The 17,858-nt window shown below is 45.9% G+C and carries 18 protein-coding genes; 13 read left to right on the top strand and 5 right to left on the bottom strand.

The features are described from left to right. The first annotated feature begins 87 nt into the window (after positions 1-87). The 3 genes from dinB to AC0J2X_RS17940 all read left to right on the top strand — a co-directional run bounded on the left by dinB (position 88) and on the right by AC0J2X_RS17940 (position 2,583). The gene (gene dinB / locus AC0J2X_RS17950; RefSeq protein ID WP_014950790.1) at positions 88-1,161 is read left to right on the top strand and encodes a DNA polymerase IV; all 1,074 of its coding nucleotides are present in this window, start codon (positions 88-90) and stop codon (positions 1,159-1,161) included. Between the two features lie 219 nt (positions 1,162-1,380). Beyond that, on the top strand, positions 1,381-1,629 hold the full coding sequence (locus tag AC0J2X_RS17945; RefSeq protein ID WP_462573632.1) for a DUF1653 domain-containing protein: 249 nt from the start codon (positions 1,381-1,383) through the stop codon (positions 1,627-1,629). Between the two features lie 63 nt (positions 1,630-1,692). Further along, a complete protein-coding gene (locus AC0J2X_RS17940) occupies positions 1,693-2,583 on the top strand; it encodes an MBL fold metallo-hydrolase (protein WP_472996266.1) in 891 nt (296 codons plus the stop codon). Between the two features lie 178 nt (positions 2,584-2,761). Here the strand turns inward: AC0J2X_RS17940 and AC0J2X_RS17935 are convergent, their stop codons facing one another. Continuing rightward, positions 2,762-3,769 carry a LacI family DNA-binding transcriptional regulator gene (locus tag AC0J2X_RS17935; RefSeq protein ID WP_472996265.1) on the bottom strand — a complete coding sequence of 336 codons (1,008 nt, stop codon included), beginning with the start codon at positions 3,767-3,769 and terminating at the stop codon, positions 2,762-2,764. Between the two features lie 68 nt (positions 3,770-3,837). Beyond that, positions 3,838-4,356, bottom strand: coding sequence for a gluconokinase (locus tag AC0J2X_RS17930; protein ID WP_472996264.1), 519 nt, complete (start codon positions 4,354-4,356; stop codon positions 3,838-3,840). A 260-nt stretch (positions 4,357-4,616) separates the two neighbouring features. On the opposite strand from AC0J2X_RS17930, the gene AC0J2X_RS17925 reads away from it, so the two are divergent. Next, complete coding sequence (locus AC0J2X_RS17925) at positions 4,617-5,957, top strand: GntP family permease (protein ID WP_472996263.1); 1,341 nt, start codon at positions 4,617-4,619, stop codon at positions 5,955-5,957. Between the two features lie 74 nt (positions 5,958-6,031). On the opposite strand, the gene AC0J2X_RS17920 is transcribed toward AC0J2X_RS17925, so the two are convergent. Both AC0J2X_RS17920 and AC0J2X_RS17915 read right to left on the bottom strand, forming a co-directional pair. Beyond that, complete coding sequence (locus AC0J2X_RS17920) at positions 6,032-6,271, bottom strand: VF530 family protein (protein WP_278344130.1); 240 nt, start codon at positions 6,269-6,271, stop codon at positions 6,032-6,034. Positions 6,272-6,340: 69 nt separating this feature from the next. Then, on the bottom strand, positions 6,341-7,246 hold the full coding sequence (locus tag AC0J2X_RS17915; RefSeq protein ID WP_278344129.1) for a sterol desaturase family protein: 906 nt from the start codon (positions 7,244-7,246) through the stop codon (positions 6,341-6,343). Positions 7,247-7,333: 87 nt separating this feature from the next. On the opposite strand from AC0J2X_RS17915, the gene AC0J2X_RS17910 reads away from it, so the two are divergent. Next, positions 7,334-8,005, top strand: a complete 672-nt coding sequence (locus AC0J2X_RS17910) for a Crp/Fnr family transcriptional regulator (protein ID WP_278344128.1) — start codon at positions 7,334-7,336, stop codon at positions 8,003-8,005. Between the two features lie 87 nt (positions 8,006-8,092). Here AC0J2X_RS17910 and rutR read toward each other — a convergent pair whose 3' ends face one another. Continuing rightward, positions 8,093-8,767 (bottom strand): HTH-type transcriptional regulator RutR, encoded by a 675-nt coding sequence (gene rutR, locus AC0J2X_RS17905; RefSeq protein WP_014950781.1) that lies wholly within the window; start codon positions 8,765-8,767, stop codon positions 8,093-8,095. Between the two features lie 309 nt (positions 8,768-9,076). Here rutR and rutA point away from each other — a divergent pair, with 309 nt between their 5' ends. From rutA to AC0J2X_RS17865, 8 genes are all read left to right on the top strand, one after another. Further along, positions 9,077-10,165 carry a pyrimidine utilization protein A gene (gene rutA, locus AC0J2X_RS17900; RefSeq protein ID WP_278344127.1) on the top strand — a complete coding sequence of 363 codons (1,089 nt, stop codon included), beginning with the start codon at positions 9,077-9,079 and terminating at the stop codon, positions 10,163-10,165. Next, a complete protein-coding gene (rutB, locus tag AC0J2X_RS17895) occupies positions 10,165-10,899 on the top strand; it encodes a pyrimidine utilization protein B (protein WP_278344126.1) in 735 nt (244 codons plus the stop codon). Before rutA ends, rutB begins: the two co-directional genes overlap by 1 nt. 133 nt (positions 10,900-11,032) lie before the next feature. Further along, positions 11,033-11,416, top strand: coding sequence for a pyrimidine utilization protein C (gene rutC / locus AC0J2X_RS17890; RefSeq protein WP_239245985.1), 384 nt, complete (start codon positions 11,033-11,035; stop codon positions 11,414-11,416). Positions 11,417-11,474: 58 nt separating this feature from the next. Then, a complete protein-coding gene (gene rutD / locus AC0J2X_RS17885) occupies positions 11,475-12,323 on the top strand; it encodes a pyrimidine utilization protein D (RefSeq protein ID WP_239240220.1) in 849 nt (282 codons plus the stop codon). 177 nt (positions 12,324-12,500) lie between these two features. Beyond that, positions 12,501-13,121 carry a malonic semialdehyde reductase gene (locus AC0J2X_RS17880; protein WP_049586946.1) on the top strand — a complete coding sequence of 207 codons (621 nt, stop codon included), beginning with the start codon at positions 12,501-12,503 and terminating at the stop codon, positions 13,119-13,121. A 22-nt stretch (positions 13,122-13,143) separates the two neighbouring features. Beyond that, entirely contained in the window at positions 13,144-13,674 is a 531-nt protein-coding gene (locus AC0J2X_RS17875) for a flavin reductase (protein WP_278344125.1), read from the top strand. 19 nt (positions 13,675-13,693) lie between these two features. Then, on the top strand, positions 13,694-15,184 hold the full coding sequence (locus AC0J2X_RS17870) for a CoA-acylating methylmalonate-semialdehyde dehydrogenase (protein ID WP_472996262.1): 1,491 nt from the start codon (positions 13,694-13,696) through the stop codon (positions 15,182-15,184). Positions 15,185-15,495: 311 nt separating this feature from the next. Beyond that, positions 15,496-17,814 (top strand): TonB-dependent receptor, encoded by a 2,319-nt coding sequence (locus AC0J2X_RS17865; RefSeq protein ID WP_168534466.1) that lies wholly within the window; start codon positions 15,496-15,498, stop codon positions 17,812-17,814. Positions 17,815-17,858: the final 44 nt, after the last annotated feature.

Below are 17,858 nucleotides of genomic sequence, written 5' to 3'. Positions count from 1 at the left end.
CAACGACATAGTGTAATTAAACGCTTTTAATAATATACTGTCTTTTTATACAGTTTTGCGTAAGCACGTAAAGAACAAAGGCAGGTAATGCGAAAAATTATCCACGTCGACATGGATTGTTTTTACGCCGCAGTTGAAATGCGCGACAACCCAGCCTTGCGCGATATTCCCATTGCGATAGGCGGCAGTGCCGACCGTCGAGGGGTTATTTCTACCTGTAACTATCCCGCCCGAAAATTTGGTGTGCGCTCAGCTATGGCTACAGCGTATGCTTTAAAGCTATGCCCAAACTTGACCCTCGTAAAAGGGCGCATGGATGTGTACGCTGCCGAGTCGCAAAAAATACGTAAGATATTTGCTGATTATACCGACCTCATTGAGCCTTTATCATTAGATGAAGCCTACCTAGACGTGACTAACAGTGAATTTTGCGGTGGCAGCGCCACGTTAATTGCTGAAGAAATACGTGAACGCATTAAAAATGAACTTGGGCTTACAGCTTCAGCAGGTGTTGCGCCTTGTAAGTTTGTGGCAAAAGTGGCGAGCGATGAAAATAAGCCTGATGGAATTTGTGTTATTACTCCTGATAAGCTCGATGAGTTTGTACGCGAAATGCCACTAAAAAAAATACCGGGCGTAGGCAAAGTCACCATGCAAAAGCTTCAGCGTATGGGGCTTAATACCTGCGACGATGTTCGCCAATACCCTTTTGAGCGCATTCAAAAAGAGCTGGGTAAATTTGGCAGTGTGCTGTGGGAGCGTGCTCACGGTATTGATGAGCGTGAACTATCGGTATCTCGTGAGCGAAAGTCTATCGGCGTAGAGCGCACGCTAAGCGAAGACATTCACACCTTCGAGCAATGCATAGATTTTTTGCCACATTTATTTGAAAAGCTTCAAGAGCGAATGGAAAATCACAAGAAGCGTACGGGTAAGCCGGTACGTATTCGCACGCAGGGCGTTAAGCTTAAGTTTAACGACTTCCAACTAACCACGGTAGAACACCGCTGTGCCACGCTTGATGAAGCGTATTTTCGCACGTTAATGCAGGAAGCCTTCGAACGAGCAACAGGGCGGGGTATTCGTCTTGTTGGCGTTCACATAGGCCTTGCTGCCGACCAATCAACACAGCAATTGGTGTTGCCTTTTGAACCGATTTAGCCAATAAGCTCAGTACTTTTTGAGTACTAACATGCAGTAGCCTCAATCTAACCACTTGTTATACTTAACGCACTGATACTATGCGATAGACTGACGCTTTTGTATTACCCGATAAAAGGCCAATCCCACAGAGTTTAGTTTCTAAGACCATTTAATCTTTGGCAAATGAAAGCGATTGGCTAACCCTTACTATTTTTTTCCACTTTAATGAAGGACGTTATGGACTCGAAAGAACTTAAAACCCCAGGTCGCTACAAGCATTACAAAGGTAATTTATACGATGTATACGAAGTGGCGACGCATTCAGAAGATGAAAGTAAGCTAGTGGTTTACCGCCCATGCTACGGCGAAAAAGCGCTTTGGGTTCGTCCACTAGATATGTTTGTTGAGTCGGTTGAAAAAGACGGAGAAACACTCCCCCGTTTTGCCTATGTTGGCAATATTCCAGGTGATGAAAAAATGATCTAATTGTGAAATTAGGTCATAGTGTAAGAGGTCTTTAATAAACAGGCTTCTTACAAGGAAATAATAATGAAAACTGCACCTCGTTTTAGCGCACACATTTTGGCTGCGTTTATTGCTGCGAGCCCTTTGGTTTATTCAACGATTAATCCCGCAAATGCACAAGATAGATTTGCCGATGTCGAAGTTAAAGCGACAGCGATAAAAGGCTCAGTGCACATGCTTACAGGTGCAGGTGGAAATATCGGCGTATCTGCTGGGGAAGACGGTGTTTTGATCATCGACGATCAATTTGCGCCGCTTGCAGAAAAGATAGCGGCCCAGCTTGGTGAGCTCGGGAGTGACAAGCCAAAGTATGTGATAAACACGCACTATCACGGCGATCACACAGGCTCTAATGCGTTTTTCCACAGCCATAAAGGTGCGACCATTCTGGCGCACGAAAATGTGCGTGTTCGTCTAGCTAACGATGAAAAGATAAAACCGGAAGCGCTGCCAACTATCACCTATGAAGACGGAATAAAAATTTACTTCAATGGTGAAACCCTTCACGTGCTGCACTTAGCAGTAGGCCACACCGACGGCGATAGCGTAGTGTGGTTCGAGCAACCCAACGTTATGCACACCGGCGACTTGTTCTTTAATGGTCGCTTTCCCTACATCGACCAAGGTGCTGGCGGTAATGTGGAAGGCTATATGGACTCAGTAAAACAGCTGCTTGCTAAAATAGACGATGAAACCGTTATTATTCCTGGCCACGGCGACATCAGTAACAAGCAAGAATACAGCGCATTTTTAGCTATGATCTCTGAAACGTTCAGCTACGTTAAGGCACTTAAGCAAGACGGCAAAACCCTCGATGAAGTTAAAGCGATGGGCTTAGACGATAAGTGGGCCGACTGGAGCTGGAATTTCATCAATGAAGAGAAGTGGATAACTACACTCTATACTGATGCCTAAATAGTAATGGTTACACTTTAATATCGAGCGAGTGTGCAGGGGAGTTTTCTTTACGACCCTGCAATTTCGTTAAAATGGCACTATCACTGGGTTTTTGAGGACTAACTTCAAAGGCAATAGGTTAGGAAACGCAGGTTTACGAGCACCAAGTCTAGGGGCTAAAGCTGCCAAACGTCTACTAAGCGGTTTCTCGTATTTTAAGCTCAAAAGGTAGAACTTGGCTCGCTTGTTCAACGTCTTCGCCCTCTATTAGCGATATCAATGATTCAGCTGCCATTTCTGCCATCTTACGGCGCGGGACTGATACGGTGGTTAGGGTAGGGTAAATTGAGCGCGCAAAACTCAAGTCATTGAAACCGCAGATATCGATATCCTTACCAGGCTTGATACCTCGTCTATTACATTCCATCACCGCGCCAGCAGCAAGCTCGTCACTCACAAAAAATAGCGCATCAGTGTCCGGCCATTTATGCAGTGTTTCTGAAAGAAGCTCAGCACCAGCTTGAAATGTGGCGTCGGCTCTAGAGGAAACATATCGCTCGGCGGACAACTCAGCATTGTCCAGTGCGGTTGCCCAGCCCTGCTTTCTCAATATTGCACGCCAATCTAAATACAATGAGCAAAAAGCAATGTTGCGACGCCCTTTGTCGATAAGATGCTGGGTCATAGACTGGGCTGCTAATTCGTTGTTTACCCCGTAGTTAATATCAAAAGGCTCACTAGAAATATCCATAATTTCGGCTACAGGCGTCCCTGTGGCTAGCAGCATTTTTCTCGTTTCTTCAGTGTGGCGCGTAGAAGTAAGAATGAATCCACTCACGTTCTGTTGAATGTAAGATTCGACAGTACGCTCCTCGCCAAGCTCGGTATAGGTCGAGTCGCCAATCATCAACGCATAATTGGCTTTGTCGGCAATGGCCTTCACGCCTAACATCACATCGTTAAACACGTTGTTTCCAAAAGACGGAAGCAATAACGCGATGGTTCTATTATTGTCTGAGCATAATGATTGGGCGGCGCGGTTCGGAATATAGTTTAGTTCTCGCGCTGCATTTTTGATCTTAAGGGCGAGTGATTTAGAAATGCCACTAGAATTATTAAGCGCACGAGATACGGTAGTTTTGTGAACGCCCAAATGATTGGCTACGTCTGATATTTTTGTGCGTGACTTTTTTACCTTACTCATTTTTCGATCTTTTTATGTGCTGCTAGGTCCGCTATTCCGCGCGGAAGTGAGTGTTAATGTCGTGATGTTTAATTCGATATCAAAGGGCGTATAAAGTCTTCCGCCTGCTGAGAAACACACTCGAAAGTTTGTGTAACATCAATAATGAATGCGTTGTCTTTAGAAGGCAGCTCTAAGGCTGCAAACTGGCTTTCGAGCATAGCATCACCGTTAAAAAAATGCTCCCGTTGTTTTAATCGCGCACTAAGCACAGACTGTGACGCATGAAGGTAAATAAAGTGGCAGTGAGACGCGATATCTTTGGTTAGCACGTCTCGATAGGCTGAGCGCAGCGCTGAACAGCTTATAACCACGTTCCGGTCGGCGTGAATGTGTTGCTTGGCAATCATGTTTAACGTAATTAACCACTCCCATCTGTCTGCATCCTGCAGTGGTATACCTGAAGACATTTTCTCTACGTTTGCCTCGCTATGGTAACGATCTCCTTCTTCGAAAGGCATGTCAAAACGTTGGGCTAAATGCTGGCTCAATGTCGATTTTCCCGTCCCTGAAACTCCCGAAACGAAAAATACATGGCAATGGGTCATAAGCTTATCTCTCACATTAAAATTCAGGAGTACATCAAGAGCGAGTTATTTGGTCTCCATCTTACTCATAAATATTAGTTTGGGAACCGGTTGCGTTCAAGGGGTGATTATAATAGTGTTACCAGATAGCTATCTTGTATTAATAAATATTTAACATTGGCTGGGTTTTTCAACTTAGCTTGTAAAGGTAGCGGGTGATTTCCGTATTATGGCTTCGTCGACATGAAGACAATGTCACTAACAGGTACCAGAGAGCACGTATGACCGATACTTTTTCCCTTCTTTTTGTCGCCATTTGTAGCATTGTGCTTCTCACATATTTAGTTGTAGTTAGAAAAGTTCATGCTTTTATCGCTATTCTTGTGGCAGCAGCGTTTGTTGGCCTGGGTACGGGAATGCAAGCGGCCGACGTACTGGCTTCCATGCAGTCAGGCATGGGCAACACGTTGGGATTTGTAGCGACCATTGTTGGCCTTGGTGCTATGTTCGGGCAATTCTTAGAAGAATCCGGCGGCATTGATAGGCTTTCGCAAACTATCAACAATAAATTTGGTAATAAGAATAGTCAGTGGGCGGTTGTGTTAACGGGGTTTCTTGTTGCTATACCTGTCTTCTTTGAAGTGGGGCTTATCATATTAATGCCTCTTATTTACTCGTTAGCAAAGAAATCAGGAAAGTCGCTTATTTATTACGGAATCCCGCTCACAGCAGGGCTCGCTGTCACTCACGCTTTTATTCCTCCAACACCAGGACCTGTAGCGGTAGCCTCAATTTTAGGGGCAGATATCGGTTTAGTCATATTATTCGGCTTTATTGTGGGCGTACCTTGCGCATGTTTAGCCGGTCCAATTTATGCAACGTTTTTGGCCAAGCGCTTGTATGTTCCGGTTCCTGCTCACATTTTAGAGGCGTCGCACAATAAACCAGCACACCTTCCAAGTTTTACCTCAGTGGCTGCGCTACTGATATTCCCTCTGGTGGCTATTTTGATTGGAACATTAGCGAAGTTCACGTTGCCCGATAGTTTCTTGAAAGAGGCGTTGCTATTTATTGGGCATCCCTTTATCGCCCTGACCATTGCAACCATTGCTTGTTTTAAAGTGCTAGGGAAGAAGCAAGGCTTATCAAGCGAACAAATTAGAAACATTGCATCAAGAGGGTTAGAGCCGGTTGCCTTAGTCATACTGGTGACAGGCGCGGGTGGCATGTTTAAACAAGTGCTCATCGATTCTGGGGCGGGGCAGGCCTTCGCCGATGTTGTCGCATTATCGCCGCTCCCACCATTGGCAGCCGGGTTTCTTATCGCAATTTCAGTCAGAATTATTCAGGGCTCGGCTACGGTGGCCATGTTAACGGCTGCTGGTTTAATGGGCCCTGTAGTGCAGGAACTGGCGTTTTCACCATCAGTACTCGCCCTGATGACAATTGCAATAGCGGCAGGCGCTACGGCCATGTCTCACGTGAACGATACGGGGTTTTGGATCGTAAACCGTTATTTTGATATTTCTGTGAAAGACACGTTTGTGTCTTGGACGTGTATGGCAACCCTAATAGGTTTTATTGGGCTTTTTCTCGTACTAATGCTTGGTTTATTTGTCTAATGTCCCAAGCGGCTCAGACCCACTTGAATCGTTTTTGTGGAAACCGGTTTCAAGTTTTGGCGGCTCAAATGGCTTTAAGATTCACTATTTGAGGCATTATTACTAAACGTCTGTATATAAAGCTGCTCTACTTTATCTCGCGCCCATTGGGTTTTTCTAAGAAACTTAAGTGACGATTTAATCGAAGGATCGTTATTAAAGCAGTTCACTTTGATGCGGTAATACAATCCATCCCATCCGTAACGCTCGTGAAGTTGCGTGACGATTTTCTCTAGCGTTAAGCCATGTAAGGGGTTATTGGGTTGTTGATTCATAAAGTGCCGCTGCTTGTTCTAGATTAAGACCCTATTCTAGCACGAACCCACTTGCTGCGTATCAATGCGCTAGGCTTTACTTTCAATTGTTTCACCCGTAGGTATTTGTTTTGTGTTCGGTATCAAAGGTTGGCTAGCATCGTTCACTTTCGTCGATGGAATGTGCACTACTCTAGGCTTTCGTGGTGTTTTATAAAGCGGCCAAATAAGCTGTTCTTTCCAGTTGGCGTAAAACACCCCCTCAATACCGTATTGCGCAGGATACTGCCTGGTGATCTTAGCGGTACCAAATAGCACATCCCAAAAGAACAACAGATTTCCATAATTACCTTTATAGTTGGTCACGCCGTCATCGGCTTTTAATCCGTGATGCGCACTATGTGTTGAAGGCGTTGATATCGTGCGTTCAATTACCCAGGCCACAGGATGTAACCTCCGAATATTGTAAAGTCTCTTATCCCATTTCCACTCCGCGTGGGCGCCAGTGATAACGGTAAGTTTAATCACCAAGTAAAAGGCATAGGTCCAACCCAATCCTAGGTAAATTAGTGCACCGGAAAACCATAGCGAAGGCATAAACAGGTAATAGAAAAAGTTATTTCTGTAAATAATGCGAACGCTCATGTACTTAGCGTTATGGTGGGCTCTATGTAAGTTGTAAAGAAATCGGGTGGAATGTGAGAGCCTATGCCACCAATATTGCATCATGTCATCGAAAATCAAAAGTAGCGCTATGTGCAAGAGAATAGGGGAATCTACAAGTATTCCCTGATATTGGGGAAATGCTAGTGCCATCATTGTTGCAGAACAAAATAGAACCAGTGGCTGGGTTACAATAAATAAGAGTAACGTACCTATCAGCTCTACTTTTCCATCATCGCTTACTTCTGTCGCTTTTTTAAATAGCTTACCATTCTTCGCTTCCAGCAAAGCAAACATGATAAAAACCGCTAAAATTGCCCATTGATAACCCATTGTAATGACTCCTACCAAGAGATTGTTGAGAGTGAATTTACATTGCGTTAACATGTAAGAATATATACTTGTATAGATTTGAATGTCATGTCTTACATTCACGGCAAGCAGCAAACCATTATGCCTGACGACTACGTCGAGCTTTGTTTGCCTTTTGGAACGCTAAGAACCTATGCGGCTACCTCGACAATTCACGATAGGGGAAGTAAAAACAAAGGGCTGTCTGTTGTGGTATCAGGAGAAGTAAAGATTGGTAATTATGGCCTGGACGGCAGTTATCAAATTACTACTGTATTGCAACGAGGAGATACGTTTGGCGAGTTCACATTGTATGCATCACTTGCAAGAACGCATCACGCTGAAGCGCTAACGGAATGTAAGGTATTACAAATATCTGAACCTGCTTTTCGTTCTCTGACAAGCCAACATCCAGCGATTGCTGAATTCATCACCCGGTCACTGGCAATAAAGCTTCACTCGGCGCTGGAAAGGTTGGATGATATTCGACGCTTACCCACTCACGTCCAGTTAGCTAAGCTAATTTATCAATCGTATCTTACCTCTAAGCACGTCTTTATACCGTTAAGGCAAAGCGATTATGCTGAAAGATTGGGCGTTACCGTACTTACCGCACATAAATCATTAACGAAGCTGTATGATTTAAAGTTGATTGAAAAGCGCTACGGGGGCGTGGCAATTACCCAGGTCGAGCGACTGGAAGGTTTTTTGAAAGAAAGTTCGTCACTATTACCATTGTAAGAGTGGTTAATGTCCTCCACATGCGAGAGCGCCAAAAGACCCTCCCTCAAATTTATTCCACGCCCATGGCAACTCATGCATCAAGTATTACGCTGGCTTTAGCCCGCCTAAAATAATGTGCTGAATGTTGCTTAGCGTGCTCTCGAAGAAAGCGGGATCGCTTAAATCTTTACCGGTTACGGCTTTGATCTGCACGCTGAAATCGGCGTAATGCTGAGTAATGGCCCAAATGCTGAATATCAAGTGTATAGGGTCAACAGGCTTTAGCTTACCCGCTTCAATCCATTCGATAATGACGGCGCTTTTCGCGTCCAGCAGTGTTTTGAGCGGCGTTTCTAATTCCTTTATTAAAAGAGGGGCACCTTGTACCACTTCCATACAAAAAAGCTTAGATTCAGCTGGATTGTCCCTCGACATTTCAAGTTTTACTTTAATGTAGTCGCTCAGGGTTTCTATAGGGTCTTGTTCTGCTGAAAAGCTCTGAAGGGGCGTTAACCACACATCTAAAAGGTGGGTAATAACCGATAAGTACAAACCCTCTTTACTTTTAAAGTAATACAGTAAATTACTTTTTGAGACATTCGCTAGTTCCGATACTTGCTCTACAGTGGTGCCACTCACGCCGTTCTTTGAGAACAAGGAAAGGGCAGCATCCATAATGCGAGTACGCTTTTCTAATAACGCTTTTTCTCTTCGCTTTTGCGTGGTCGGGCTAAATGCTCTCGCTGATTTCGTAATTGTTTGACCTTCAGATTTACTCACTACTCGTCTCTTCTTTACCGGAATTTCCGTGATCAGGCGCTTAGTTTACGTGGAGTTCTCGTCGCTATAAACCCATTTGCACAAATATGCACCAATTAAGTTCAATTGCACTGGACTTGGTGTTCTAAATTGAACCAATAAGTCCAATTTGGGTTGCTGAATTTTGTAAGTTGCTGAAATTTATAGATTAAATGAATTGGCCTGCTTTATGCTGTTCACTAAGTATACCGCCACTTCAATGTTTTGAATTCGGCAACCTTAAAAAAAGCGGGATAAACCGCTTAAAACGCATACAAGCAGAGGTACAACATGGATATAGGTGTATTTATTCCGATTGGGAACAACGGCTGGCTAATTTCGAAAAATTCGCCTCAGTTCAAACCTTCCTTCGATCTCAACAAAGAGATTGTAATGAAGGCTGAAAAGTACGATATGGATTTTGCGCTCTCTATGATCAAACTGCGAGGGTTTGGCGGTGAAACCGAATTTTGGGACTACAACTTAGAGTCGTTTACGTTAATGGCAGGCCTTGCTGCTGTTACCTCAAAAATTCAACTATATGCCACGGCTGCCACACTAGTCTTGCCGCCTGCAATCATGGCGCGCATGGCCAGTACCATCGACTCTATCTCCAACGGACGTTTTGGCGTAAACCTAGTCACTGGCTGGCAACGCCCTGAATACTCGCAAATGGGTATGTGGCCGGGCGATGAATTTTTCGGTAACCGCTATGAGTATTTGGATGAATACATTCAGGTAGTCAAAGAATTATGGGAAACCGGAAAAAGCGATTTTAAAGGCGAGCATTTCCAAATGGATGATTGCCGAATGTTGCCCAAGCCACAGCGAAAAATTCCACTTATCTGTGCCGGTCAAAGCGCAGCAGGCATGGATTTCTCTGCCCGTCATGCCGACTATAATTTCTGCTTTGGTAAAGGCGTAAATACACCTACCGCTTTTGCACCAACCGCAGCGCGCTTAACTGAAGCGGCTGAAAAACACGGTCGCAGCGTAGGTTCAGCGGTACTTATCATGGTTATTGCCGATGAGACGGATGAAGCCGCCATGGCGAAATGGAAAAGCTATAAAGACGGCAAAGATCAGTCAGCGTTGGACTGGATGGCAACGCAAGGAGCTGCTGATAAGAAATCGGGTAAAGACACGAATATCCGCGATATGACCAACCCAACCTCAGCAGTAAACCTGAACATGGGGACGCTGGTGGGTTCCTATGAGTCGGTGGCCTCTATGCTTGATGAAATAGCCACAGTGCCGGGCTGTAAAGGTGTATTGCTGACCTTCGATGACTTCCTTAAAGGCATGGATGATTTCGGCACTAAAATTCAGCCGCTAATGAAATCCCGTCAGCATTTGCTTAGCACATCGGGAGCCGCCTAATGTCAGCAGGTGAAATATTTGAGGTCTCAGGGTGCTTTCAAGCGCGCCAGACGGGGCAGCCCGTACTGCCAGCTAAGCCTGAACCGTTGACGTTAAACCCTGCGGAAACTGCCGTTATTGTGGTGGATTTGCAAAACGCTTATACCAGTAAAAACGGCTACTTAGACAAGGCGGGTTTTGATGTGTCCACTACGGCGCCAGTCATTGAAAACACCACTAAAGTGCTTGAAACAGCGCGGGCTGCAGGCATGCCTGTGGTGTTCTTACAAAATGGATGGGATGCCGACTACAAAGAGGCCGGCGGCCCTGGTTCGCCGAACTGGTATAAGTCTAATGCCCTTAAAACCATGCGCAAACAACCAGAGCTTAAGGGAAGTTTGCTCGCCAAGGGGACTTGGGATTACGCGCTTGTCGATGCGCTAAAGCCTCAAGATGGCGACATCATTATTCCTAAAACCCGTTACAGCGGTTTTTACAATACTAATTTAGACAGCATGCTGCGCGCACGCGGTATTCGCAACTTAGTGTTTACAGGCATTGCAACCAATGTCTGTGTGGAATCTACGCTGCGCGATGGCTTCCACCTGGAATATTTTGGTGTGGTGCTGGCCGATGCGGCATATCAAGCTGGCCCGCCAGATATTCACGAGGCCTCACTTTTCAACATTCAGACGTTTTTCGGGTGGGTGTCTACCACCGTGCAGTTCTGTGAAGTATTTGAAGGGACGAGTTAGGTGCTTTCTTCTTAGCATCTACTAGCCAACGCAGACAAAAACAACACGATAAATCAGTTAGCACGAATTGAAGTAAACCACTTATAGGCGCTAGGCAGCAACGCATAGAAAGCGCAACGAAAAGGATAAGAACATGCCAAAGAAAGCCATTATTCCAGCAGGTACATCAACGCCAATAGCTCCTTTTGTTCCAGGCTCTATAGCTGACAATATTCTGTATGTGTCAGGTACCTTACCGTTTGACGAAAACAACGACGTAGTCCACGTCGGCGACGCCGAAGCACAAACGCGCCACGTTCTAGAAACCATTAAAAGTGTCATCGAAGAAGCGGGCGGCACTATGGATGACGTCACCTTCAACTCAATTTTTATTACCGATTGGGATGACTACGCCGCGGTAAACAAGGTGTACGCCGAATACTTTCCAGGTGAAAAGCCAGCGCGCTACTGCATTAAGGTTGGGCTGGTAAAGCCTGAAGCCTTAATTGAAATTGCGTCTGTAGCACACATTGGGTAGGTGATTATGTTTGGACTTCCCGCGAACTGCGCCCACTGGTTTTATATAGGTGAGCTTTATGCATTCTGATGTGCAGGCAAGCTACGCCCACATTAGCGGCGAAATGAACGGCGAAATGCGTAACAAGTTACATTACGAAATACACGGTCTGACGTCGCCCGACGCACCTACGATTGTGTTTAGTTCAGGGCTGGGCGGGGCAGCTAAATTTTGGCAGCCGCAACTGGGTGACTTTGCCCAAGACTACAGAGTGATCACTTACGATCACTATGGCACCAACAAAAGTGTGGGTGACTTGCCAGCGAATTACAGCATTTCACATATGGCGGATGAACTCGCTGCACTTCTTAGAAAACTTGAAGTGCAAGCGTGCCATTTCGTCGGTCACGCGCTGGGTGGTTTGGTGGGGCTTGAGCTTGCTTTGTCTAAACCTAAGCTTTTACAAAGTTTAGTGCTGGTAAATGCGTGGAGCAGTCCAAATCCGCACACATTGCGCTGCTTTAATATACGCAAAGCGTTATTGGCGGCAGGCAGAAAGGACATGTATTTGCAACTTCAGGCGCTGCTGCTGTTTCCGCCTGATTGGATAGCCGCGAATGCCGCCCACTTGGCAGAGGAAGAGGCGCACTTACTCAACCATTTCCCTAACGAGGAAAACTTGCTCGCCCGCATTGGTGCCCTTAGTACGTTCAATATTGATAAGAGTTTGCACGCCATCACCACACCAACGTTAGCGCTTGCCAACAAAGACGACACCTTGGTGCCGTGGCAGCGTTCACAGATGCTGGCTGAAGCTATGCCCAACGCCGAATTGTCGGTCATGGAATACGGCGGGCATGCATCAAGCATTACAAACACAATTGCGTTTAATGAACTGCTGCGCAGCTATTTAGGGCAAGTGGCCTAACGTGAACATGACACTGCATCAGGCTATGAGGTGTTTCTTAGCTGATGAGGCGTATGCATTGTAAACAAGCTGCAAAGCTACAGCCTCAATGACGTAATGGCTAAAAAGCGCTAAGCGCAAAAACCGAGAGCATAGCGTAGCGCTTAAAAGATTTGATAAAACTGGAATGAATTTAAAATGACTGATACACAAAATACAGAGTTTAAAACAACTAGCCCGCTTGACGACGCTGGACTAGCCCAACTCTTTACCGATGCGCATACCCACACCAAATGGCTCGACAAACCTATTTCAGAAGCCGTGTTGAAACAGCTGTACGATTTAGTAAAAGTAGGTTCAACATCGGCAAATTGCAGCCCAGCGCGATTTGTTTTCATTACCTCAGATGAAGGGAGAGAAAAGCTCAAACCTTGCCTTTCAAGCGGTAATGTTGAGCAAACCATGACCGCACCCTGTACGGTTATAGTGGCCTACGACGAAGAGTTCTACGAAGAGCTTCCTACGTTATTCCCTTATGCAGATGCGAAAAGCTGGTTTACTTCAAGTCCAGAAGCGGCCTATGAGACCGCCATGCGCAATAGCTCTATGCAAGGGGCTTACTTAATAAGCGCCGTTCACGCCCTAGGCCTTGACGCTGGCGCCATGTCTGGTTTCAACCCCACATTACTTAACGAAACTTTCTTTTCAGATAGCACGTGGAAGGTGAATTTCTTACTGAACATTGGCTACGGCGATAAAGAGAAAGTACATAAACGCTTACCTCGCTTAAGTTTCGAGCAAGCCTGCCACATCGTGTAACGCCAACTTAAAGGATATTTGTATGACTATTACAGCAATAAAAAACGCAGTAACAGAAGTGCTTCCCCCGGTAACTCCCGAAGCTTATCGAGAAGGTATGTCGAGTTTAGCGGCAGCGGTAAACGTCGTTACAACCATTGGCCCAGAAGGGCGTGCAGGCTTTACGGCGACCGCCGTATGTAGCGTAAGCGATAACCCTGCAACCTTATTGGTTTGTTTAAATCGCGGTGCATCTGTACATCAGGTATTTAAAAACAGCACGCATTTGGTTATCAACACCCTTACTTCACAGCATCAGTTAATTTCAAACACATTCGGTGGTAAAGCGCCCATGAACGAACGCTTTGAAATTGGTGATTGGGTTGAATCGACGACCGGCTGCCCAAGGCTTGCCGATGCTGCAGTAAGCTTCGATTGCATAATTACAGACGTTAAAAGTGTGGCCACTCACGACGTTATTTTTTGCCAGGTAGTGGATATCAAGCAAGACCCAGAAGCCGACGCCCTTTTATATTATCAGCGCGGCTATCACAGCGCTTGTAAAGACGTATAACTAAAGGATTAGACAAATAATGAAAGTAGTAGGCCACTTTATTAACGGTGAAACCTGTACCCCAAAGGGGCGCATGCAAGATGTTTATAACCCAGCGACGGGCGAGGCAGAAAAACTGGTTTTACTGGCGTCAAAAGCGACGGTAAACGACGATATCGTCAGCGCGCAAAATGCGTTTGTTGAGTGGCGCAATACGCCAGTGAGTAAGCGCGCTCGCGTTATGTTCAAATTTAAAAGCTTACTAGAAGAACATGCCGATGAAATTATTGCGTTAATTGGTGCGGAGCACGGCAAGATAAGCCACGACGCGGCAGGCGAATTACAGCGCGGTATCGAAAATGTTGAGTTTGCCTGCGGTGCACCCCAGTTGTTAAAGGGCGAGCACAGTAAAAATGTTGGGCCAAGTATAGATTCATGGAGCGAGTTTCAGCCTCTTGGCGTAGTGGCGGGAATTACACCATTTAACTTTCCGGCCATGGTGCCCCTTTGGATGTTTCCGCTTGCCATTGTATGCGGCAACACCTTTGTTTTAAAACCCTCTGAGCGAGATCCAAGCTGCGCTATTTTCCTAGCCAAGCTACTTAAAGAAGCTGGGCTACCCGACGGCGTTTTTAACGTTATAAATGGCGACAAAGAAGCGGTTGATCAAATACTTGATGACGAGCGCATTAAAGCGGTGAGTTTTGTGGGTTCAACGCCCATCGCCGAATACATCTATTCGAAAGCCAATGCTAATGGCAAGCGCTGCCAAGCATTAGGTGGCGCTAAAAACCACGCTATTGTGATGCCCGATGCCGACATCGACAACGCAGTAAATCAGCTTTTAGGTGCTGCTTTTGGCTCGTCAGGCGAGCGCTGCATGGCATTATCGGTCGTGGTTGCCGTAGGCGACAAAGTGGCGGATGAAATTGTAGATAAAATGCAATCAGCCATGAAAAGCTTAAAAGTAGGAGCTTTTGACGATGCGACTAACGATTTCGGCCCACTGATTACACTTCAGCACAAAGAGAAAGTAGAAGGCTACATAACCAGCGCGGCTGAGCAAGGGGCTGATGTGGTCGTTGATGGCAGAGACTCTTGCGTAAAAGGCTACGAAACGGGGTTCTTCTTAGGTGCAACGCTTATCGACAAGGTTACGCCGGAAATGGCCAGCTACAAAGCTGAGATTTTTGGCCCTGTACTACAAGTTATGCGCGTTAACAGCATGGAACAAGCCATGCAGCTCATTGACAGCCATGAATACGGCAATGGTACGTGCATTTTCACCCGAGATGGCGAGGCTGCTCGCTACTTCTCAGACAATATCCAAGTAGGCATGGTAGGCATAAACGTACCGCTGCCAGTGCCCGTGTCTTATCACAGCTTTGGTGGTTGGAAGCGCTCACTCTTTGGTGACCTTCACGCATACGGCCCGGATGGCGTACGCTTCTACACCAAACGCAAAACCATTACTCAACGTTGGCCTTCAAGCGGCATTCGAGAAGGAGTGAGCTTTTCATTTCCAAGTTAATGTCATGGCGTATTGACCTTGATTAACCATAAATGGCCATAAGTACTTTACCCACGCCAGGTAACTATTATGCCTTTATGACAAATAGTTGCTCGCAGCAGGTAAAAGAACAGAGATTTAGGCTCAGCCATGAGCCATCAATAATAACAATTTAAAACCGCAAGCCTTTGGCAGTTCCTCTCCAGTCCTGCCTTAGGTTTGCACCCCAGTGGCAATCGATATGCAGTTCACGTCGACCGTTACTCTTATAAAAATATCGGGACAACACCGCCGCAAGGCTTGTTAAAAAGAACTATAAACGAGAGTAAAACATGCATACGTTAAACACACACAAGCGTCTGCTGGCGTTAACCGTAGCTATGGCGTTAAGTACGCCAGCGGCCTTTGCTGCAGAGAATGTTTGGGAAAGTATTGAAGTTACCGCGCAAAAGCGCAACGAGAATATAAGCGATGTAGGGATCGCTATTACTGCGTTTTCTGGTGAACAATTAGAGGCACTTGGCCTTGAAAGCAGTACTGAGCTTATCGCGTTTACCCCCGGCGTATCGTTGGCCGGTGATATCGGTGGTCAGCGTGCTATTTTCAATATTCGAGGCGTGGTGCAAAACGATTACGCTGACTTGGCGGAAGCGCCGGTGGCGGTATACGTTGACGGTGGCTATTTAGCCAGTACCCAAGCACAAACCTTTGGTTTATTCGATGTGGCTCGCATCGAAATTCTTAAAGGCCCACAGGGAACATTATTCGGAAGAAATGCCACAGGCGGACTGGTTAATACGGTTACCGCCAAGCCCACTGCAGATACAGAAGGCTACGCGGAATTTACTGCCGCACGTTTCGAGCAATACCGCTTTGAAGGGGCCATATCAGGCGAACTAGCAGACGGTATTTATGGCCGCTTTTCTGGGTTTACTAATCAGCAAGGTGAGATACTAGAGAATATTTATGAAGACGGTGCTGCACCCGATACCCGTTTAGGCTCTGTGGGAGGCGGGGAAAATGGGTACAACGATGATACTAAAGCGTTTCGTGCTCAGCTGCTGTTTGACATTGGCGAAGAAGGCTCGCTGCTACTAAGCGGTAACTGGTCAGATACAACCAAAAGTGAAGGCCCGTATCAGGTGGTGAACACCACCGAGATAAAAGATGCCGACGGCAATGTGATTGACGTTATTTATGCTGCTGACGACCCGCTTGGCTGTGACACTATTCAAGCGGGCGTGTGCGTAGACGGCAACTTCAATGGCGATCCTTTCCGTCCTGTGCAAGGCGGCGACTTCAACGGTAACTTCGACCCTGATGGGTCGGGCAATAAAGTAAATAAAGACTTTGCCTTTGACGATCAAAACAAGATCAAGTCAAAAGGCCTCGCGGCAACATTAGACTATGCATTTGAAAGCTTCGATTTCTTCGCCATGTCTGATTTCAAAGAGTTTAAACGTACCGTTGGCCTCGACTCCGACCAAACCGCGTCACCCGAACTTATTTTTCAATCTAACAGCACCATAGAGCAGTTTAGCCAAGAATTTCGATTCTCAGGTGAATCCGCAGACTTAAAGTGGGTTGGGGGGCTTTATTATCTGTCTATCGATACGGACTATAGCCAAGGCTTGGCGGGTTCACCCACCACCTTTTTCTTAGGCGGTGAAGAAAATAACACCCTGGTGTCTCTTGAAACCGAGTCATATTCTGTATTTGGGCAAATAGACTATAGCTTGACCGACGACCTTGTTCTGGTTGGTGGGTTACGTTACACCCGTGAAGACAAAGACTTTGTAGGTAATGTGTATCAGAACGAGAATACTAACGACCGCGTTATCGAAATTGACACCACTACGACGTCTTTAGAAACTTTGGTCGATTCTAACGATCAAAACCTGTGGTCGGCCAAGCTACAGCTGGAATACAGTGTGGGTAATAGTTTGTACTATGCAGGCATCAATCGGGGCGTAAAAGCGGGGAGTTTCAATGCCCCGCTTCAAGGAGGTTTCAGCTTGTACGAACCTGAAGAACTTACTGCGTATGAAGCGGGTTTAAAGCACAGTTTTATGCAGGGAAGCGGCGTTTTTAATGCCAATGTTTTTTATTATGACTACAGCGATTACCAGTCGTTTTCGTGGGTGAATAATGCGGGGGTGGTGTCAAACGAAGAAGCCTCATTTAGCGGCGTTGAATTAGAAGTGTTCTTAACCCCGACAGATAGCTTAGATGTTATGGTTAACTTTTCATATACCGATGCAGTGGTTGAAGACTTAGAAGTGGCTTCTGGGTACTTTGCTGATACAACGCCGCCATTCACCCCAGAGTATCAAGCGTCTGCCATGCTTCGCTATAACTGGGACGCCTTCGACGGCAATATGGCAGCCCAACTGTCAGCCAATTATCAGTCGGAAACCTTTCACAATGCGCGGAATTTTACCGCTCATGAAATTGATAGCTATGCCACGGCTGATACTCGTTTAACCTGGGTAGACGCTGAGGACAAATGGCTAATAGCGGCTTATGTAGATAACCTGTTTGACTCAGACCATGAATTGATTGGCTTTGACGTAACTGGTTTTTATGGAACCAGCCAGATTTCCTATGCGAAGCCTAGGACGTATGGCGTAACGGTAAGACGTAATTTCTAATTAGCGTAGTTGCGCTTTGTTTAACAATATAAAGCGTATCACCT

This window comes from Alteromonas sp. R7 (genome assembly GCF_055755235.1).
This window is presented reverse-complemented; position numbering and strand designations above follow the sequence as displayed.

Excerpts from the sequence above, each read along its gene's own strand:
- AC0J2X_RS17920 (WP_278344130.1), bottom strand. The coding sequence starts at position 6,271 with ATGAATCAACAACCCAATAACCCCTTACATGGCTTAACGCTAGAGAAA.
- dinB (WP_014950790.1), top strand. The coding sequence starts at position 88 with ATGCGAAAAATTATCCACGTCGACATGGATTGTTTTTACGCCGCAGTT.
- AC0J2X_RS17945 (WP_462573632.1), top strand. The coding sequence starts at position 1,381 with ATGGACTCGAAAGAACTTAAAACCCCAGGTCGCTACAAGCATTACAAA.
- AC0J2X_RS17935 (WP_472996265.1), bottom strand. The coding sequence starts at position 3,769 with ATGAGTAAGGTAAAAAAGTCACGCACAAAAATATCAGACGTAGCCAAT.
- AC0J2X_RS17915 (WP_278344129.1), bottom strand. The coding sequence starts at position 7,246 with ATGGGTTATCAATGGGCAATTTTAGCGGTTTTTATCATGTTTGCTTTG.
- AC0J2X_RS17925 (WP_472996263.1), top strand. The coding sequence starts at position 4,617 with ATGACCGATACTTTTTCCCTTCTTTTTGTCGCCATTTGTAGCATTGTG.
- AC0J2X_RS17880 (WP_049586946.1), top strand. The coding sequence starts at position 12,501 with ATGACTGATACACAAAATACAGAGTTTAAAACAACTAGCCCGCTTGAC.
- AC0J2X_RS17870 (WP_472996262.1), top strand. The coding sequence starts at position 13,694 with ATGAAAGTAGTAGGCCACTTTATTAACGGTGAAACCTGTACCCCAAAG.
- rutC (WP_239245985.1), top strand. The coding sequence starts at position 11,033 with ATGCCAAAGAAAGCCATTATTCCAGCAGGTACATCAACGCCAATAGCT.
- rutD (WP_239240220.1), top strand. The coding sequence starts at position 11,475 with ATGCATTCTGATGTGCAGGCAAGCTACGCCCACATTAGCGGCGAAATG.
- rutB (WP_278344126.1), top strand. The coding sequence starts at position 10,165 with ATGTCAGCAGGTGAAATATTTGAGGTCTCAGGGTGCTTTCAAGCGCGC.
- AC0J2X_RS17910 (WP_278344128.1), top strand. The coding sequence starts at position 7,334 with ATGTCTTACATTCACGGCAAGCAGCAAACCATTATGCCTGACGACTAC.
- AC0J2X_RS17865 (WP_168534466.1), top strand. The coding sequence starts at position 15,496 with ATGCATACGTTAAACACACACAAGCGTCTGCTGGCGTTAACCGTAGCT.
- AC0J2X_RS17940 (WP_472996266.1), top strand. The coding sequence starts at position 1,693 with ATGAAAACTGCACCTCGTTTTAGCGCACACATTTTGGCTGCGTTTATT.
- rutA (WP_278344127.1), top strand. The coding sequence starts at position 9,077 with ATGGATATAGGTGTATTTATTCCGATTGGGAACAACGGCTGGCTAATT.
- AC0J2X_RS17875 (WP_278344125.1), top strand. The coding sequence starts at position 13,144 with ATGACTATTACAGCAATAAAAAACGCAGTAACAGAAGTGCTTCCCCCG.
- AC0J2X_RS17930 (WP_472996264.1), bottom strand. The coding sequence starts at position 4,356 with ATGACCCATTGCCATGTATTTTTCGTTTCGGGAGTTTCAGGGACGGGA.